An 18,754-nucleotide genomic window follows, 5' to 3' on the forward strand; every position below is an offset into this window, starting at 1 on the left:
GATTGTTTTGATTAGGTATTAGGAAAAAGACGTTTTCAGGTAAAGAGTAAATGAAAGATGAAGAAAAAGAAGAATCCCATTTATGGGGATTCTTTAAAGGTGGAGCGGAATGATTCGCTCTTTTTTTGTACCCTTTCATTTCCAACTATTATTTTCTTTTGCTTCTCATTTGAACTGTATGGTAAGCTCGTTCGAATTTCTTTTGGGGCAATTTGTTATTTGCCTGGATTCAATTAGTTTCAACCCTATTTGAAACAGTTTGTTTCAAGGCTTGAAACGATTCGTTTCTCGGTGTGAAACAAAGTGTTTCCCGTAATGAAACAGAGTGTTTCAAAGCATGAAACAGATCGTCGTCTTGTGGGATACGAACCGCCGTCCTATAGCTTACGATTGTTTTGTCAGCATTTGTCTTGTCTGACTCATATTTGAAATCAAAAAAATAAAGTCTGGTGGCTATCATAGGACAAGATTCCCGGTAAAATTGAAGGGAAAAAGCAAGAAATCAGAGCGATAAAATGGTGGTGATAGATGAAAGATAAGGTGATAGGTTACCGGCAATCTATCACCATGCTTGAAAGTACTATGAATAAACTGTTTCAAGAAGTCTGGTGATAGATGAAAGATGAAAGTGAAAAAATCTCTATGTATGAGAAAGAACTTTTTTATTTTCTATTTTGTAAGCCGGCAAAGTCTGCGTTTTTGAAAAAAAACAATATATTTGCAATCGTAAATGTCGCAAAAGTAAGTAGTTACGGCGATTTTTATGAATTCTGTTTCCTTTTTTCGCAGGTAATGTGACAGTATGAACGATAAAATTGACACTATAGTAGCGGGAGTAAACCGGAAGGATGAAAAGATGTGGGGCGATTTCTACGATCGTTTTTATACTGCCTTATGTGTTTATGTATCAAAGATATTGCCGGTCCCCGATGCGGTAGAAGATTTGGTGCAAGACGTTTTTATTTCTGTATGGGAAGGGAAGCGTACCTTTTCTGATATTAAAGAGCTTACCAATTATCTTTATCGTGCCTGCTATAATAATACCTTATTATATATACGCAATAATCAAATTCATGATACCATATTGAATTCTTTAGCCGAAGAAGAAAGCGTGGAGGACGAAGATATGATTTATGCATTGACGGTGAAAGAAGAAATTATCCGGCAACTCTATTGCTATATCGAAGAACTTCCGTCCGAGCAACGCCGGATTATCTTAATGAGAATCGAAGGACATACATGGGAAGAGATAGCGGAACGTTTAGAAATAAGTATCAATACTGTTAAAACTCAAAAGACACGCAGCTATAAATTCCTTCGTGAGAGGCTGGGCGACTCTGTTCATTCTATTATTCTTTGTTTATTTCTCTAAAAAGATAAAAAGGTCAATTTGATACATCTTTATCTTTTTATTGATTACTTAAGATTTGTTTTCTTTGTTAAAAGCGAACGGATTCCTTTTATATTGTGACATAATGTTATATTCTTGCCTCTAAAATCCTCTCCTTTATATTTCTATCTCAAAAAAATATTATCTTTTTGTCACCCTTTTCTGTGAGTTATGTATATCTATAATAAAGCAAATTAAACAGTTGTTTGATTTAAAAAGGAAAAATAAGATGAAGAAGTTCGAAAATGTATATCAAGATGCCGCTTTAATGAAGAAAGCTCTTTTAGGAGAAGCTAATGAATCGGAACAGCAAGAGCTTGAAAAGCGATTGGCGGAATGCCCGGACTTACAAAAAGTGTATGAACAATTGCAGAATGGTGAGACATTAAGAGTTGCATTTGAAGAATATAAAAATTATTCATCAAAGAAAGCCTATGAATCTTTCCTTCAGAAAATCGGACAAACGGAACCGGAGGTAATAAAGAAGTCTCGTGCTTTCCGAATTTGGTGGTCTGTTGCAGCAGCTGTTGTTTTAGTAATCGGTTTATCTTTCTATATGTCGAATTATGGTTCGATTGAAGAGGAAAGCAGACCATTGATTCAGCCGGGAGTTCAACAGGCACAATTGACTTTACCTGATGGTAGCATTATTGATGTGCATAAGAAAGAAGTTAACGTAATAGTAGACGGCGTCCAGGTAAAATATAAGGAAGGAGTGCTGTCATATAAACCGACCGCCACAACACAACACACAGAGAAAAGCGTCGTAGAGAAGCCGGTAATATCAAATGAACTAGTCATACCACGTGGAGGGGAAAACACTGTGGTCCTCGCTGACGGAACAACAGTTCATTTGAATGCTGGTTCTAAGTTGACTTATCCGGTACGCTTTGCGGGTAAACGCAGGATTGTAGCTCTGGAAGGTGAGGCTTATTTTGAGGTTATGCAGGATGAATCTCATCCGTTTGTGGTACAAACTCATCTTGGCGAAGTGATGGTGCTTGGTACGGCGTTTAATGTGAATGCTTATACCGATGCTTCCGTTTGTTACACTACATTGGTACATGGCAAAGTACAATTTTCTGCACCGAATGTCGGAACGGTAACTCTTCAGCCGGGTGAACAAGCAGTAGTTTCTGCCAATGGCACAGAGAAACGTACCGTTGATTTGGACGAATATATCGGTTGGGTAAACGGTGTGTACAACTTTAAAAACCGCTCTTTAGGGGAGATTATGGAGACATTCGAACGCTGGTATGATATACAGGTTTATTATGAAACGCCAGATCTACGCGATATAACTTACAGTGGTAGTTTGAAACGTTACGGAACGATCAATTCTTTCTTGGATGCTTTGGAACTGACAGGCGATCTGACTTATAAAATCAGTGGCCGGAAAGTCTTGATATACGATGGAATGAAAGAGTAAAAATAGATAGAATATTAGATAAAGTTTAATCATTAATTTATGAGAGAAAAACGATGGCTACTATATTTTTTAGTGGCAGTGTGTTGCACGTTTAGCACATGGGCTCTACCGTCACAGGATAAGACGGTAACTTTGAATCTGCAGAACGTCTCTATTGAGACTGTTTTGGATGCAGTGAAGAAACAAACAGGCGTGAATATGTTGTATAATTCACAAATGTTTAAAGGAGTTCCTCCCGTATCGATTAATGCAAAAAATGAGAAATGGGAAGTCGCTCTAAAGTTGATTTTAAATCCCCAGGGATTTGATTATGTGGTGAAAGATGGTATTGTTGTTGTTCGTAAATTGCAGACCGAGAAGCGTGATAACCGTATTCGGGGTACGGTTATTGATTCGAATAAGGAACCGATTCCAGGAGCCAGCATCATCGTAAAAGGTACTCGTACGGGTACTTCTACCAATATTGAAGGTGAGTTTACTTTGGATGTTAAGGATGATAAGGTGACTTTGGAAATCTCTTTTATTGGTATGAAAAAGCAGACTCTTCAGGTAGATGCTACACGTAAGAAGATGCTTGAGATTACTATGTTGGATGATGTGAAGACATTAGAGGATGTAGTTGTAACCGGATATAGCAATGTTCGTAAATCAAGCTTTACTGGTAGTTCTACCCAAATAACAGGTGATGAGTTGCGTAAGGTATCGCAAACCAATGTTTTGGATGCCATGCAGTCATTCGACCCTTCTTTTCGTTTGATGAGCAATACGCAGTTTGGTTCCGATCCGAACGCATTGCCTGAAATGTATATTCGTGGACGTTCGGGGGTAGGTACCAGAGATTTGGATAAGAATCAATTGTCTAAATCGAATCTGGAAAATAATCCCAATCTGCCTACATTCATTATGGATGGATTTGAAGTTAGCATCGAAAAGGTATACGACTTAGATCCCAGCCGCATAGAGAGCATGACCATCCTAAAAGATGCTGCAGCTACCGCTATTTACGGTTCGCGTGCCGCTAACGGTGTGGTAGTTATCACTACCGTCACTCCGAAACCAGGTGAAGTGCGTGTCTCTTACAACTTTACAGGTATGGTGGAAATGCCCGACTTGAGCGACTATAATCTGGCAAATGCTTCAGAAAAACTGGAGATGGAACGCCTTGCCGGACTTTTCGATAATAGTAACATGGAAAATCAAATTCTTGATTATAATAAGAGATTTGCACAAATTCAACGTGGTGTGGATACTGATTGGATGGTACTGCCTCTACGAAATGCATTCGACCATAAACACAGCCTCTTTATAGAGGGAGGTACGCAAAACTTGCGTTGGGGTGTAGATGCTTCTTACAATGCAGCGAATGGTGTGATGAAGGGGTCAGGACGTGATCGCTATAGTGTTGGTTTCTCTCTGGATTATCGTATGAAGTCTTTGCAAGTGAAGAACACTGTATCGTTCACTCATTCTAAATCGAAAGAGTCGCCTTATGGTTCGTTTAGTGACTATACCATTTTGCAACCCTATGATACACCTTATAATGATGACGGGACATTGCGAAAAAGGTTGAGCTTCTCGAAGAATAGCAATTTACGCGAGGCTAACAACCCACTATACGAAGCGACTCTTGGCAATTATACTTGGAGTGCTTATGATGAAGTATCCAATAATTTGAGTTTGAATTGGTATCTGACCGATTACTGGACTGTTAGAGGTCAATTTAGTGTGAACCGTAAATATTCTAGTGGAGAACGGTTTATCGACCCGCTGTCTTCAAAAACCACGGCTGCTCCTAATGAAGGTGGACATAACTTGGGTGACCTCTATGTGGATGATGGAAATAGTTTGAATTGGAATGCAAATGCAGCTTTATATTATACACGTTCTTTCAATAAACATAATTTAAATCTGTCTGTGGCATGGGAGGCATCTTCTGGTTCATCAGATGCGACAAACGTTCATTACCGCGGATTCCCGAGTGGACAATTCCATTCATCGAATTATGCAGCCGAAATATATGAAAAGCCGTCACGTACCGAAGGTACTTCACGCATGGTCAGTGCATGGGCTACCGGAAACTATACATGGAATGATATTTATTTGGCTGATTTCTCCGTTCGTTTTGATGGGTCATCTGATTTTGGCTCCAAGCAACGCTGGGCACCGTTCTTCTCCGGAGGTTTGGGGGTGAACATTCATAATTATGAGTTTCTAAAAGGAAATGAGATAGTTAACAAATTGAAGGTACGTGCATCGTATGGGCGGACTGGTAAAGCTAGTTTTCCAGCTTATGCTGCTACGACTATGTACGAAGCGCTTTTTGATGAATGGTATGCAACAGGTTTTGGCGCAGTGTTGAAAGCTTTGGGAAATAACAACTTGACTTGGGAAAAGACTGATAAGTTTAATGTAGGTATTGAAATGCAATTTCTGAATCGGCGCTTGACGGTGGATGCGGATTATTATCATGATAAAACAATAGATTTGGTGAACGATGTCAGCCTGTCTCAAACTTCCGGCTTCTCTAGTTATAAAGACAATATGGGTGAAGTACTGAATCAGGGATTTGAGTTGCAGGTACGTGGCGAAGTATTCCGTAATCGTGACTGGTTGGTGGCGTTATGGGGAAATATGGCACACAACAAGAATAAGATTCTAAAAATTTCTGATTCGCAACGTGCCTACAATCAGCGAGTAAAAGAATTCTATGAGAATATAGTGAATGAAGAGTATGGCCGCTATAATTCTAAATATGGAGTACCAATTTCTCAATATGAGGAAGGACAGTCACTTACTTCCATTTGGGCTGTGAAATCTTTGGGTATTGATCCTACTACAGGTAAGGAAATATTCTTAAACCGCGATGGTAGCGTGTCCGACACATGGAATGCCACTCAAGAAGTGGCTGTTGGTAATACTGAACCTAAATTTAATGGCTCTATCGGATTTAATGCTGCTTATAAACAATGGAGCTTATTTGCTGCTTTCCAATACGAATGGGGCGGGCAGGAGTATAATCAGACTTTGGTAGACCGGGTGGAGAATGCCAGAATACAATATCAAAACGTAGACTTGCGTGTGTTGACCGACAGATGGAAACAGCCGGGAGATATTGCGCAGTTTAAAGATATTAAAAATGCCGATAGTGCACTATGCCGACTTCACGCTTCGTTCAGGATAAGGCTTATCTGCGTTTGAGTGCATTAACTTTAAGCTATGATTTCAATCGGGAATGGATAAAGAAGTATTTGGGAATAAATATGCTCCGATTGGAAGCAAGTACACGCGATTTTATTAACTGGAATTCTATCCGTCAGGAGCGAGGTTTAAGTTACCCGAAATCATGGACGGTTGATTTCTCTATTAAAGCACAATTCTAAGTATACCATTATGATACGAAAAATATATACTACGTTTATTTCTTTTGCGTTTGTAGTCTTGACACTCTCTTCGTGTTCAGATTGGCTTGACCTTTATCCTTCTGATGAGATAAAGGAGGAATATTTGTTCTCTTCTGGTGATGGTTTCCGTACGGCAACGAACGGTATTTACCGGAAGATGGCTACTTTCAATTTGTATGGAAGTAACCTTACTTGGGGGATTATGGATGCCTGGGCACAGTCTTATTATATAGATCAAGCTCCAAGTATAGGTGGTGGAACAGCTATGAGAAATATGGCAGCGCTTCAGTTTAAAAATACAGAATTAGTCCCTGTCACAGATGCCATGTGGAATGCTGCTTGGAATGTGGTTGCCAATTGTAATGAATTGGCTCAACAGGCTGCCAAAGCTGACCCTAATCTCTTTAGTGGACTTGATGGTGAGCGGCAGATGATTTTGGGTGAGGCTATCGGATTGCGCGCATTTATACAATTTGATTTGCTTCGTATTTATGCTCCATCTCCTTCATCTGTTGGTTTCGGGAAAGATGACCGTACTTTTATTCCTTATGTTAATGTTTATCCTAGCTATGTTAACAACCATCAAACTGTTAGTTATTGTTTGGAACAGATTATTGCTGATTTGAAGGAAGCACAGCGCATTCTGAAGGAAGTGGATGCAACATCTAGTATGGGGGCGAACGCTAGATTCAATATCGAAACGGTTTCAGAGAGCCTGTTTGCAAAAAGCAGAGGCTATCGCCTGAATTATTATGCGGTAACGGCGGAGTTGGCTCGTGTTTTCTTGTATGCGGGAAAGAATGCAGAGGCTTATGCAGAAGCCAAGAAAATCATTGATGAAGAAAATAAAACCGGCTATTTCGAGGCTTCAACTAATTCGTCTGGCTTTAGGAATGGAAATATGAAGATGTATAATGATATTATTTTCGGGCTCTATTCTTCAAAGGAGTTGGTGGAATGGGATCAGGAAATAAATCATGGTTCCGATGGGGCCAGTGAGGAGAATTATTTGTGTCTTGATGGTGATGTTGCGAAAGAACTGTATGGGGATGAAATAAATAGCGACTGGCGGTTTAAGTATCAATTGGAAGAGAAGTATTATGGGTTTTATTATCGCACATTGAAGTATAACAAACAGACAGAGAGTACAAATGAAGGGAAAACAAATAACCGTATGCTCCCTATGATACGTATGTCTGAGGTGTATTACATTGCTGCTGAAGCGATTTTTGATACCAAACCCAAAGAAGCACGAGGCTATTTGGAATTGGTGAAAAAAGGAAGAGGGATATCAAAGAAGTTTGATAATGTGACAAATAAATCGGAGTTTATAGATTTGTTGGTAAATGATGCCCGTCGTGAATTTCTGGGTGAAGGGCAGATATTCTATATGTATAAACGGTTGAATAGATTGATCCCCGCCAGCTCTTATTATAGTAGTGATATTTTGCCGACTGATGAGAATGTGGTATTGCCGAAACCTGATTCGGAATCAAATATTTAAATATAAGGAATATTTTCATAATAACTATTTAGGAGAAATGAAAATGAAGATAAAATATGCTATATGGGGAGCGTTGATTTGTATTGCAGATCTGATGCTCGTTTCGTGTGAAGAGAAGGGATTGCTGGTCAACAGTAACGATACAGCCTATTTGAGATTTGCTAATGATATGACAAAAGACACGACTACAGTATCTTTTAAAATGTATAATGAGGGTGAGGATGCCGAAATACCGGTAGAAGTCTCTGTCTACGGGCAAATACAGGAAGATGATTTACATTTTAATGTAAGTGTAGATGCAGAATATACAACCTTGCCTGCCGACTTATATGTGCTGCCTACAGACTGTAGGATTAGAAAGGGATTGCTCACGGATACCATTTATGTGATACTGAAGAATGCCCCAATGCTGGAGAAAGAAACGAAAATATTGGCATTGCAGGTAGTGGAGGCAAACGGGGTGAAGCAAGGTGACCATTCATATTCTCGTGCTTTTATTACTGTTACCGATCGTTTGTTTAAACCTCATTGGTGGTCGGTGATTGATGCAGGATCAGAATCCAATCCGGGGAACTCGGTCGATTGGTTTTATCTAGGTGAATATTCGGAAAGGAAGTATCAGATGTTTTTGGACGAGTTGAAAAAAGATGATATGGTGTTCGATGGAAAGAACAAGCAAATATTACGTAAATATTCATTAAGACTGAAGAATACCCTGAAGCAGATGAACGAAGGAAAGAAAAAGGAAGATTGGGAGAAAGATGAGCATGGAAATGTGATTACTGTGGAAGTGGCAGGATAACTATAAAATTGCAAAGTATGAAAAAATTAGGAATATATGCAGTGATGGCTGTTTTTGTCGGAGTTATGTCCGGTTGTTTGGATGATGACAATAATTATAACTACAAGCAGATTAATGACTTACAAGGTGGTAATTTCAATATTGAGAATATCAATTCTGGATATAACTTGATAGAGGGAGACGAATTGGTATTGGCGCCTACATTTAAGTTTACGATAGACAGCATTACGCCCGACGTCAGCTACGAATGGTACATAGACAAACAGTTGCAGACAGGTGAAAGTGGTGCCACTTATACATTTAAAGCCGACAAAAGCGGTACGTATCAAGTGACATTTGCAGTGACCGACAATAAGTCGGGGGTCCAGTTCGGAAAATCTACGATTATTAAGGTGATGTCTATGTTTCAACGTGGATGGACTATTCTGTCGGATGAAGGCGGACGTTCTGTGCTTCATTTCATTGTACCTACAACACAACATTATCAGGTAACGTATAATGGGGAAACCTTTACTCGTGATTCATTGGTTTATCATATAGTGAAGCGTGATGTCGTTTCCAATTTGGGATCAAATCCGAAAGGATTGATGAATAACATTGGTTATATAGATTATAATCTTCAGTACGGTATTAGCGTATACGATGAATTGGTAGTGAAACAAGATCGCTGGGTGGAGCTTAATGGCAATACGCTGGAACGTGAAGTGTACACAGATGAAGAGTTCCGTGGGGATATTCCTGCTCATTTTTCTCCGATAGAAGCTGCCATGACTTATACGGCTAAGGCATTGTTGGATAAGAATGGACTAATTTATTGGGAAAAAAAGGCAGATGCGGCTGATTTTCATGCAGGTACCTATATGTCTATAGGATTAAATAATGAAACCCGATTCAGTCGCTTGTTCCAAGCCTATAAGTTTAATTACTATTATACGAATGTGATGCTTGCGTTGACAAAAGAAGATAATTCATTAGTGGGCATTTTGGATGTGGGTAATGTAGCTGGAAGTGAGAGTTCAGCTATCGGCGAAATGACTAGTTCTGAAAGTGGGAATATGTATAATATTGCCGATCCGAGTGGTGAAGATCACTTCTCAAATATAAAAAAGACAGTGGTAGATGCATTGCCAGCTCCATATGATGGAGGGAATGATTTTACAATGGCTTATCCTTTTTGGACGGTTTTGCTGAAAGATGAAGCTACATCAGTATATGAATTGCGTTATTTCGGGTTAGAGGCAGATAGCAGATCCGTTAGTTGTATGGATGGTTGGTATTATGAGGCTCCTTTAGGAGTTATCAATGATTATCGTGGTATGGCTAATTTTGGAAATAAACGTTATGTGGTTATTGCCAGCGGAAACCAGCTTTATTATTATCAATACGGATGGGATTCTTATGGAGATGTGGAATATAGAGGGAGTTTGATGCCATTAGGTGAGCCGTTGCCTGCTGCTGTCAAGACCTTGTCAGGTATGGATGTGACCACCAATTTACGTAAATACAAGTATCCTTACAGTGGGCAATTAGGGGTTGCTTTGGAAGACGGAAGTTTTTATATATATAGTGTTGTAGAAACAAGACTAAAAGACGGTACGTGTACGGCGGTTTCTCTTAAACAGCAATTCCCGAATGAAACCACTTCAGAAGAAAATAAGAACTTTGGAGAAATTGTAGATGTCCTTTATAAATGGGGAAGTGGTGATGATTATATGTCATTTTCTTTCTAGAAGAATAGCTTTAAAAGTGATTCATATAGTAATAAAATAGCCATTATGGTATTAAAACGAGTTTTTATTGTCGGCAGCTTGTCTTTTATTTTTGCATTGCAAGGATGGGGACAAGCCTCTGGCAAGCATGATACAATACTAGCCAATTACGAGTTGGTACAGGAGTTTCAGGAATTACCTTAGGAGGTAAATTATCTAATAATAGTCTATCGATTTATCCGCGGGAAATCAATGATACAGATAATTTCTGGTTTGATTTTCAAACGACAGCTGGTAAAGATTACTATTATGTGATGCCTGCTGCAGGAAAACGTGAACCTCTTTTTGACAAAAGTAAGATGGCTATGCAGTTAAGTGAATTCACCAAAGGCGTGGTGGATAAAAATAAACTGGACATTTCATCTATTACTTTTTCAAAAGATCAACGTTCATTTGAGTTCGATTATAAGGGTAAGCAGTATAGTTATAATCGTTTGACGGGTAAACTGACAATAGTTGAGAAGAAAGAAGAGAAGAAAGAATCATCAGACCCAAGCTATACTTGGATGAACTTTTCTCCTGACAAGAAATATATTTTGTATGCAAAGAATCATAATTTGTATGTGAAAGGAAATAAGTCACTGGGAGTAGATACAACTGAAGTGCAACTGACTACGGATGGTATGAAAGACTTTTCATATGCTCGTGAAGATGATTACGAACCTGCAGAAGACGGAGAAGTACCGACGCTAGCACGCTGGTGTCCGGATAATCGTCATGTATATGCAGTGCGTGATGATAACCGTTTATTACGAGATTTTTGGGTAATTAATTCAATAGAAGATTCACCGTCATTGGTCAAATATAAATATGAGTTCCCTGGTGATAAATATGTTACTCAAAATGATTTGACGATTATTGATATTGTAGAAAAAACGGCAAAGAAAGCGAAGGTGGACAAATGGAAAGACCAGTATGTAATGCCTCTTCATGTTACCTCAGATAGCAAATATTTGTTTTTTGAACGCACTAAACGTACTTGGGATGAAGTAGATGTATGCTCGGTTAATCTCTCAACTTTGGAAGTAAAGGAGATCATTCATGAAGAAGATAAACCGTATCGTGATCCTCATGCTCGTAATGTGGCAATCTTGAACGATGGTAAGGATATTTTGTTCCGTTCAGAGCGTACTGGCTGGGGACATTATTATCATTATGATGGCGATGGAAACCTCAAGAATGTGATGACTTCTGGTGAATGGGTAACAGGCTACATTAATTCTATTGATACACTGAAACGCAAAGTTTATCTGTATGGATATGGAAAAGATAAGAAAGTAAATCCTTTCTATTATATGCTTTTCGAAGTTGATATTGACAAAGAAGGAGTTACTCCATTAAGTACAGAAGATGGGCAGCATAATGTGAATTTCTTGAAATCTCATAATTACTATATCGATACATATTCAAGAGTTGACATGGAGCCTAAAATCATGCTGAAAGATAGAAAAGGCAAAGTGATAATGGAGTTGGCAAAACCTGACTTGGACTTAGTCTATGCATCGGGTTGGAAAAAGCCGGAACGTTTTGTTGTAAAGGCAGCAGATAATATTACCGACTTATATGGAGTGATGTGGAAGCCGTCTGATTTTAATCCTGAAAAGAAATATCCAATTATTTCAGTCGTTTATCCTGGTCCTTATTTCGGCTTTGTACCTACTAACTTTACATTGGATGACAGCTATTGTACCCGTATGGCACAGCTAGGTTTTATTGTCATTACTGTAGGACATAGAGGGGATACTCCGATGCGTGGTAAAGCTTATCATGCTACGGTTATGGCAATATGCGCGATTATCCCCTTGCAGATGATAAATATGCAATCGAACAGTTGGCTCAACGCCACTCGTTTATCAATGGCAAGAAAGTAGGTATATACGGGCACTCAGGTGGCGGATTTATGGCTGCAGCTGCTATATTCACTTATCCGGACTTTTATACGGCTGCCGTTTCCTGTTCCGGGAATCACGATAATAGTATCTATAATCGTGGTTGGGGCGAATGCTATAATGGCGTGAAAGAAGTTGAAAAGGTTGTGAAAGACAGCTTGGGCAACGAAACGAAAGAATATGAGTACAAATTCAGTGTGAAGTCTAATGCAGAGATTGCCAAGAATCTGAAAGGGCATCTGATGCTTGTGACGGGGGATATGGATAAGAATGTTAATCCTGCACACACTTATCGTGTAGCTCAAGCATTGATTGAAGCTGGCAAAGATTTCGATATGTTGGTAATACCCGGTGCAGGGCATGGATATGGCTCTGCAGATAAATATTTTGAGAAAAAGATGTATCGCTTCTTTGCTAAACACTTGCTGGGTGATAACCGGGCAGATTATTGGGGGGATATAAACTGTACCAAATAAGACATAGACAAAATTTTATGAAAAACTCTCTTTTTAGATATCTGTGCTTGGCGGCTGTTGCATTAATATGCAGCATGGCCAGCGCACAGCAAAAAGCAAATTATCAGTTGGCGGAGAAGTTTCGTTTACTGACACAGAATCCTATCATGAAGTATTCTACGGAAGTCAACCCTACGTTCATCAATGATACGGACTGCTTCTACTATTCTTTCACTACCCGTGAGGGAGAGAAATACTATTATGTGAATCCGAAGAAAAAGGAAAAACGTCTGTTGTTTGATACCCCCGAACTCTTGAGTAAGATTGCAGTATATACCAAAAAAGCTTACTCTGCTGCAGCTCCTCATCTGTCTTTCACTTTCATGAAAGATAATGAGACAATTCGTCTCGACTTCGACCGTGGGCTATATACCTATAACATTCGTACGAAAGTGTTGAAGAAACTCGATGAAAAGCCTATTTATAAAGACGGTGATCCATACTGGAAGAAATATTCTCCGGATAGCTTGTATATGTTGTATGCCAGTAAAGACAACCTGTATTTTGTCGGAAATCCGAAAAAGGGACAGGATACAATACCTGTACAGTTGACAACAGACGGGGGACCGGACTATACATTCAATCGTGAGGATGAAGGAAAGATGGAGGGACGTTTCGGGGCTGAATCAGCTCATTGGCTTCCGGGTACTCATCGTTTTTATGCTGTTCGTGAGGACAATCGGAAAGTGCGCGATCTGTGGTTAATCAATTCATTGTCAAAGTTTCCTGAATTAACGACTTATAAAGCCGAGTTGGCAGGAGATAAAGACGTGACACAATATGAACTTTTACTTGGCGACGTAGATAAAAGGGAAGTGAAGAAAGTAGATATCAATCGTTGGCCTGATCAGTATATCGATGTACTGTATACAACAAATGATGGTAAACGTCTCTATTTTCAACGTTATAACCGCTCTTGGAATCAATCAGATATTTGTGAGGTGGATGTCGAAACTGGACAGGTACGCGTCGTAATTCATGAAGAGAATAAGCCGTACCTTGATTATCAGATGCGTAGCGTGTCTTTCCTGAAAGATGGAAAAGAAATATTATTTCGTTCGGAACGGAACGGGTGGGGACACTACTATCTGTATGATACTGCTACCGGAAACCTGAAAAATCAGGTGACAGACGGAACTTGGGTGGCTGGTCCGATTGCAAAGATTGATACTGTCGGTCGAAAATTTTATTTTTATGGTTATGGTCGTGAGAAAAGCATCGACCCTTATTATTATATCCTTTATGAAGCTAAACTGGATCAACTGAATGCTATTCGTTTGTTGACACCCGAAAACGCATCACATGAAGCTAGAATTTCTCCCTCTAACCATTATATTGTAGATTCCTACTCCACAGTTTCACAAGAACCTGTCAATGTCGTTCGCAACTCACGTGGAAAGGTGGTTATGAAACTGGAAAAACCGGACTTGCAACCTGTTTATGAGATGGGATGGAAAGCTCCGGAGCGTTTTAAGGTGAAAGCGGCTGATGGTGTGACTGATCTTTATGGCGTGATGTGGAAACCTGCAGATTTTGACTCGACGAAGGTTTATCCCATTATTTCGAACGTCTATCCGGGACCTTTTTTTGAGTATGTGCCGACACGCTTTACTGTGAATGATGTATATAATACCCGTCTGGCGCAACTGGGATTCATTGTTATTACTGTAGGTCATAGAGGTGGTACTCCGATGCGTGGAAAAGCATATCATACATATGGATATAACAATATGCGTGACTATCCATTGGCAGATGATAAGTATGCTATTGAGCAACTGGCTGCCCGTTATCCTTTCATTGATGGTACAAAAGTCGGTATTTATGGTCATTCCGGAGGAGGATTCATGTCGGCTGCAGCTATATGTACTTATCCCGACTTCTATTCAGCTGCTGTCTCTTCGGCGGGTAACCATGATAACAGAATCTATAATAAGGGCTTTGTGGAAATTCACTTTGGCGTAGATGAAAAGGTGAAAACAGGGAAAGATAGCTTGGGAGTGGAGCATACGACTTATGATTATAGTGTTCGTGTACGCCCTAATCAGGAACTAGCCAAGAATTACAAGCATGGCTTGTTGTTATTTACTGGTGCGGTCGATAATACCGTAAATCCGGCGAATACATTACGTCTGGTACATGCATTGATTAAAGCAGACAAAGACTTTGATATGTTTGTACTACCGAAATGCACTCATGGATTCTTTGGTGAATCAGAAGTATTCTTTGAACATAAAATGTGGCGTCATTTCGCACGTTTACTATTGAACGATCATTCGGCGGATGCAGATATTGATCTGAATAAATATATGATAGAAGATGAAAGGAGAAGATAAGATGAACAGGACAATAATAAGAATCGGAATAGCAGTAGGACTTTTGATCGGATTTGGTCAGAATATTAAGGCACAAACACCGAAGAAGCCGATTGATATTGACGCGTGTATGTCATGGATGCGTGTAGAGTCGCCTGATATTTCTCCGACAGGGCGATGGGTGACTTATCGTATAGTTCCTATGGAATATAATCCCGAGTACAAAGACGGAAAGATCTTGTACCTGTTTGACTCACGCACCCGTAAGGAGATTCTGTTGGAGGATGTAGAAAATATTGAGTTTTATAATTCAGATCAAGCTGCATATTATCAAGTGTCCGATTCTACTGGGAATGCGAAAACAATCCTGTTAGAACTGCCTTCAGGCACAAAGACCGAGTGGACTTATAAGGAAGCTTTCCGACCAGCAAAAGGAATTCCTTACTCAATTTCTGTAACAAATGTGCCGAAGGATACCATCAATCATGTTCCATCTTTCGACCGCTTGATAGTTCGTCATCTAAAAAACGGCACTTCCTTTCAAATTGACAGTATTGGTTATTATACCTTGTACAACGAAGGACAATCTATCATCTTTGTACGTAAACAAGCGAAAGGTAACGCATTGTGTTATGGTCCATTAACCGGACCCTATCAGACTATTTATCAGAGTTCCGTAAAGAAAGAACCAGTTTCTTTCAACTTGAATGCAAAACAGATGATAGGAGGGTTCAGTATTAAAGATTCACTATGGTACAACTTTTCCTTAAAGAAGAACACCTGTGATTTGGTCTTTGACCGAAAAGAGATAGTTCTCCCTGCAAGGATGGAACTTGTCCGGGCTAACCTGTCAAGTAGCCAGAAGTTTCTGACAATGGAACTCAGACCTTATCAGGAAAAAATAAATAAAGATAAGAAAGAAGAGGAAATAAAGCCGGATAAGAGTTTTGAGCTGGAGTTGTGGACCTGGGATGAATATGAAGTACCTACTTTGCAGACACGCAGTCGTTATTTCCGTCCTCAATATTCGAAATATATCTATGACATTGCTTCCCGAAAATTGACGGAAGTAGCTCCCGGGCATGCTGATTTGTTGGAGCCGGATCGTGCGGAAGAGATTCATAATGTGCTTTACACAGACGAAACGCCTTATTGTGCGCAGAAAGACTGGCTTAATGAAATGCCGTTTGACATCTATTCTGTGAATGTACATACGGGAGAAAAGCAATTGGTAGGACGTAGCTACCGGACAAGACCGAGGTGGTCGATGAATGGCAAATGGGCTGTGATGTATGATCCTATTGCACAAGTATGGAATAAGTTTGACGGAAAAACGGGTGAGGTTACCGATATTTCAACAGCTATTGGGTATCCGATATTCGAGGAAACTTATGACAAACCAAATCCTGCACCTGCTTGTGGTATTGCTGGTTGGACTGCTGATGGTAATAATGTGTTGATTTATGATGCTTATGACTGGTGGAAGATCGATTTGACCGGAGAACGTCAACCGGAATGCATCACTAAGGGGTATGGTCGCAAAAATCAGAGATCTATCCGTAAAATGACCAGCAATATTGACAAAGAAGTATTCAATCCGGACGAGACGGTTATAGTCAGCGTATGGGATGAAAATACAATGGATGAAGGTATTTATTCACTTGACATGAAAGGTCGCTTGAAGAAGCTCGCAGAAGGTCCTTATATCTATTCAATTCATCGTTTTTCTGACAATCAGAAGTATTGTATCTGGAATCGTCAGAATATATCAGAATTCCGTGATCTGTGGTGGAGTAAATCGGATTTCTCTGATCCGATTCGTATAACGAATGCTAATCCTCAACAAAGCGAATACAAATGGGGTACTGCAAAGTTAGTGGAATGGACTAATTATGAGAATAAGCCTAACAAGGGAATACTTTACTTGCCGGAAGATTATGACGCTAAGAAAGAATATCCTGTTCTGGTACAGTTCTATGAAACACATTCCGGAGGGCTGAACACTTATCATGCTCCAATGTTGAGTAGTGCAATGGCGGATGTGATGTACTTTGTTAGTAATGGGTATATTGTATTTATGCCGGATGTGCATTTTACCATAGGAACACCGGGACAGAGTAGTTATGATGCAGTAGTAAGCGGTACGAAATACTTGATAGAGCAGGGGATAGCGCATCCGGGAAAGATAGGTCTTCAGGGACATAGTTGGTCAGGTTTCCAAACTAGTTATCTGGTGACGAAGACGGATATATTCGCTTGTGCTAATATCGGGGCTCCTATTACTGATATGGTAACCGGTTATTTGGGTATTCGTGGTGGAAGCGGTTTGCCGCGTTATTTCATGTATGAAGAATGGCAAAGCCGTATGGGAAAGAGTTTGTGGGAAGCCAAAGATAAGTATTTGGCAAGCTCTGCTATCGTGGAAGCGGATAAAATACATACTCCATTATTAATTTGGCATAATGATAAGGATGAGGCTGTTGCCTACGAACAAGGTCGTGCACTTTATTTAGCTATGCGTCGTTTACAACGTCCGGCATGGCATCTTAATTACAAAGGCGAAGGGCATTTTCTTGGTAATCAGGCTGCACAGAAAGACTGGACTATCCGGATGAAACAGTTCTTTGATTATTACCTGAAAGGAACAAAAGAGCCGCGTTGGATGAAAGAGGGTATTCATTTGCGAGAACGTGGAATTGATCAGAAATATGATTTACTAGAAAAATAAATTAAAATGAAGAAACTATTAATGACAGTTATGGTTCTGTCTTGCTTTGCATTCAGCAGCTATGGACAGAAAGTGGAGAAACAAATTATTGGTAAATGGTGTAATCCTTATACCTATGAATCTACAGGGGAACTCAAAGGGTTTGAGTTTAAAAAAGGCGGTAAATGTTCTGCTATCAATGTACCGTCTTTAGATCTTAGAACATGGAAGATCGACAACGGCTATTTGATTATAGAAGGATTTAGTAAAGAAGATAACGGAAAAGTAGAAGTGTATAAAACACGTGAACGTATTGGTTATGTAACATCAGATTCATTGGAATTGGTTGTTCAGGAAGCACAGCCGCGGTTGGCCTTTCTGTATCTGAATATGAAATCAATCAAGAAATTGGTTACTCCAGAAGTAACCCCTGATAAGAAGTAATAAATCTCTCTCTTAAATAATTTAGTGTTTAAATTAGCATTACGTTGCTAATGAAAACGCCTCGTCGTAGTGATTACGATGAGGCGTCTTCGTTTTACAGTATTTATACAGTATAGTATGTTTGAATAAATCGTTTGTTTATTGAAATCGTTTGCTGTTGAGGCTTGTTTACACTTTTCGTATAGATAATGCTTTGTTTTCAGCACCTTCCATAATCTCCCGCTCCCCGGGACCTTTATCGTTGATGCCGCACAAGTGAAGAATTCCGTGGATAATCACACGATGTAGTTCGTCTTCGTATGAGGTGCCAAACTGCTCCGCATTCGTATGTATTGTATCTAGACTGATGAATAAGTCACCTGATAAACGATCGCCTTCACAATAATCGAAAGTAATAATGTCCGTGTAGTAGTCATGTTGCAGATACTGACGGTTTACTTCCAGAATCTTTTCGTCCGAGCAGAAGATATAAGCGATTTCACCGAGTCTTTTCCCGTAAGAAGCAGCTACGGCCTTTATCCATTCCGTAGTCTCACGTTTCTTGATATCAGGCATTTTTACGCCTTCTGTTTGATAAGTTACAGCCATAATT

The 18,754-nt window shown here is 39.6% G+C and carries 9 protein-coding genes and 2 pseudogenes; 10 read left to right on the plus strand and 1 reads right to left on the minus strand.

Features of this window, described 5'->3' with window-relative positions; translation table 11 throughout:
• Positions 1-802: 802 nt before the first annotated feature.
• The 10 genes and pseudogenes from DXA05_RS00755 (at position 803) to DXA05_RS00800 (ending at position 18,162) form a co-directional block, all read left to right on the plus strand.
• Entirely contained in the window at positions 803-1,372 is a 570-nt protein-coding gene (locus DXA05_RS00755; RefSeq protein WP_004307824.1) for an RNA polymerase sigma-70 factor, read from the plus strand.
• Between the two features lie 247 nt (positions 1,373-1,619).
• Positions 1,620-2,819 carry a FecR domain-containing protein gene (locus DXA05_RS00760; protein WP_128858641.1) on the plus strand — a complete coding sequence of 400 codons (1,200 nt, stop codon included), beginning with the start codon at positions 1,620-1,622 and terminating at the stop codon, positions 2,817-2,819.
• Between the two features lie 39 nt (positions 2,820-2,858).
• Positions 2,859-6,199 (plus strand): annotated as a pseudogene (locus tag DXA05_RS00765) (SusC/RagA family TonB-linked outer membrane protein).
• Positions 6,200-6,209: 10 nt separating this feature from the next.
• A complete protein-coding gene (locus DXA05_RS00770; protein ID WP_128858642.1) occupies positions 6,210-7,724 on the plus strand; it encodes a RagB/SusD family nutrient uptake outer membrane protein in 1,515 nt (504 codons plus the stop codon).
• A 43-nt stretch (positions 7,725-7,767) separates the two neighbouring features.
• Positions 7,768-8,526 (plus strand): DUF4843 domain-containing protein, encoded by a 759-nt coding sequence (locus DXA05_RS00775; RefSeq protein ID WP_128858643.1) that lies wholly within the window; start codon positions 7,768-7,770, stop codon positions 8,524-8,526.
• Positions 8,527-8,543: 17 nt separating this feature from the next.
• Positions 8,544-10,256: a PKD-like family lipoprotein gene (locus DXA05_RS00780; RefSeq protein WP_004313742.1), complete on the plus strand. Its 1,713-nt coding sequence runs from the start codon at positions 8,544-8,546 to the stop codon at positions 10,254-10,256.
• Between the two features lie 45 nt (positions 10,257-10,301).
• Positions 10,302-12,660: pseudogene (locus DXA05_RS00785) on the plus strand (DPP IV N-terminal domain-containing protein).
• Positions 12,661-12,677: 17 nt separating this feature from the next.
• On the plus strand, positions 12,678-15,032 hold the full coding sequence (locus DXA05_RS00790; protein WP_008770470.1) for a DPP IV N-terminal domain-containing protein: 2,355 nt from the start codon (positions 12,678-12,680) through the stop codon (positions 15,030-15,032).
• Positions 15,016-17,739 (plus strand): prolyl oligopeptidase family serine peptidase, encoded by a 2,724-nt coding sequence (locus tag DXA05_RS00795; RefSeq protein ID WP_128858644.1) that lies wholly within the window; start codon positions 15,016-15,018, stop codon positions 17,737-17,739. Before DXA05_RS00790 ends, DXA05_RS00795 begins: the two co-directional genes overlap by 17 nt.
• A 6-nt stretch (positions 17,740-17,745) precedes the next feature.
• Positions 17,746-18,162 carry a lipocalin family protein gene (locus tag DXA05_RS00800; RefSeq protein WP_008770469.1) on the plus strand — a complete coding sequence of 139 codons (417 nt, stop codon included), beginning with the start codon at positions 17,746-17,748 and terminating at the stop codon, positions 18,160-18,162.
• Between the two features lie 168 nt (positions 18,163-18,330).
• On the opposite strand, the gene ybeY is transcribed toward DXA05_RS00800, so the two are convergent.
• Entirely contained in the window at positions 18,331-18,750 is a 420-nt protein-coding gene (gene ybeY, locus DXA05_RS00805; RefSeq protein ID WP_008770468.1) for an rRNA maturation RNase YbeY, read from the minus strand.
• Positions 18,751-18,754: the final 4 nt, after the last annotated feature.

The organism is Bacteroides sp. AM54-2NS, assembly GCF_003602935.1.
Classification (GTDB): Bacteria; Bacteroidota; Bacteroidia; order Bacteroidales; family Bacteroidaceae; genus Bacteroides; species Bacteroides xylanisolvens.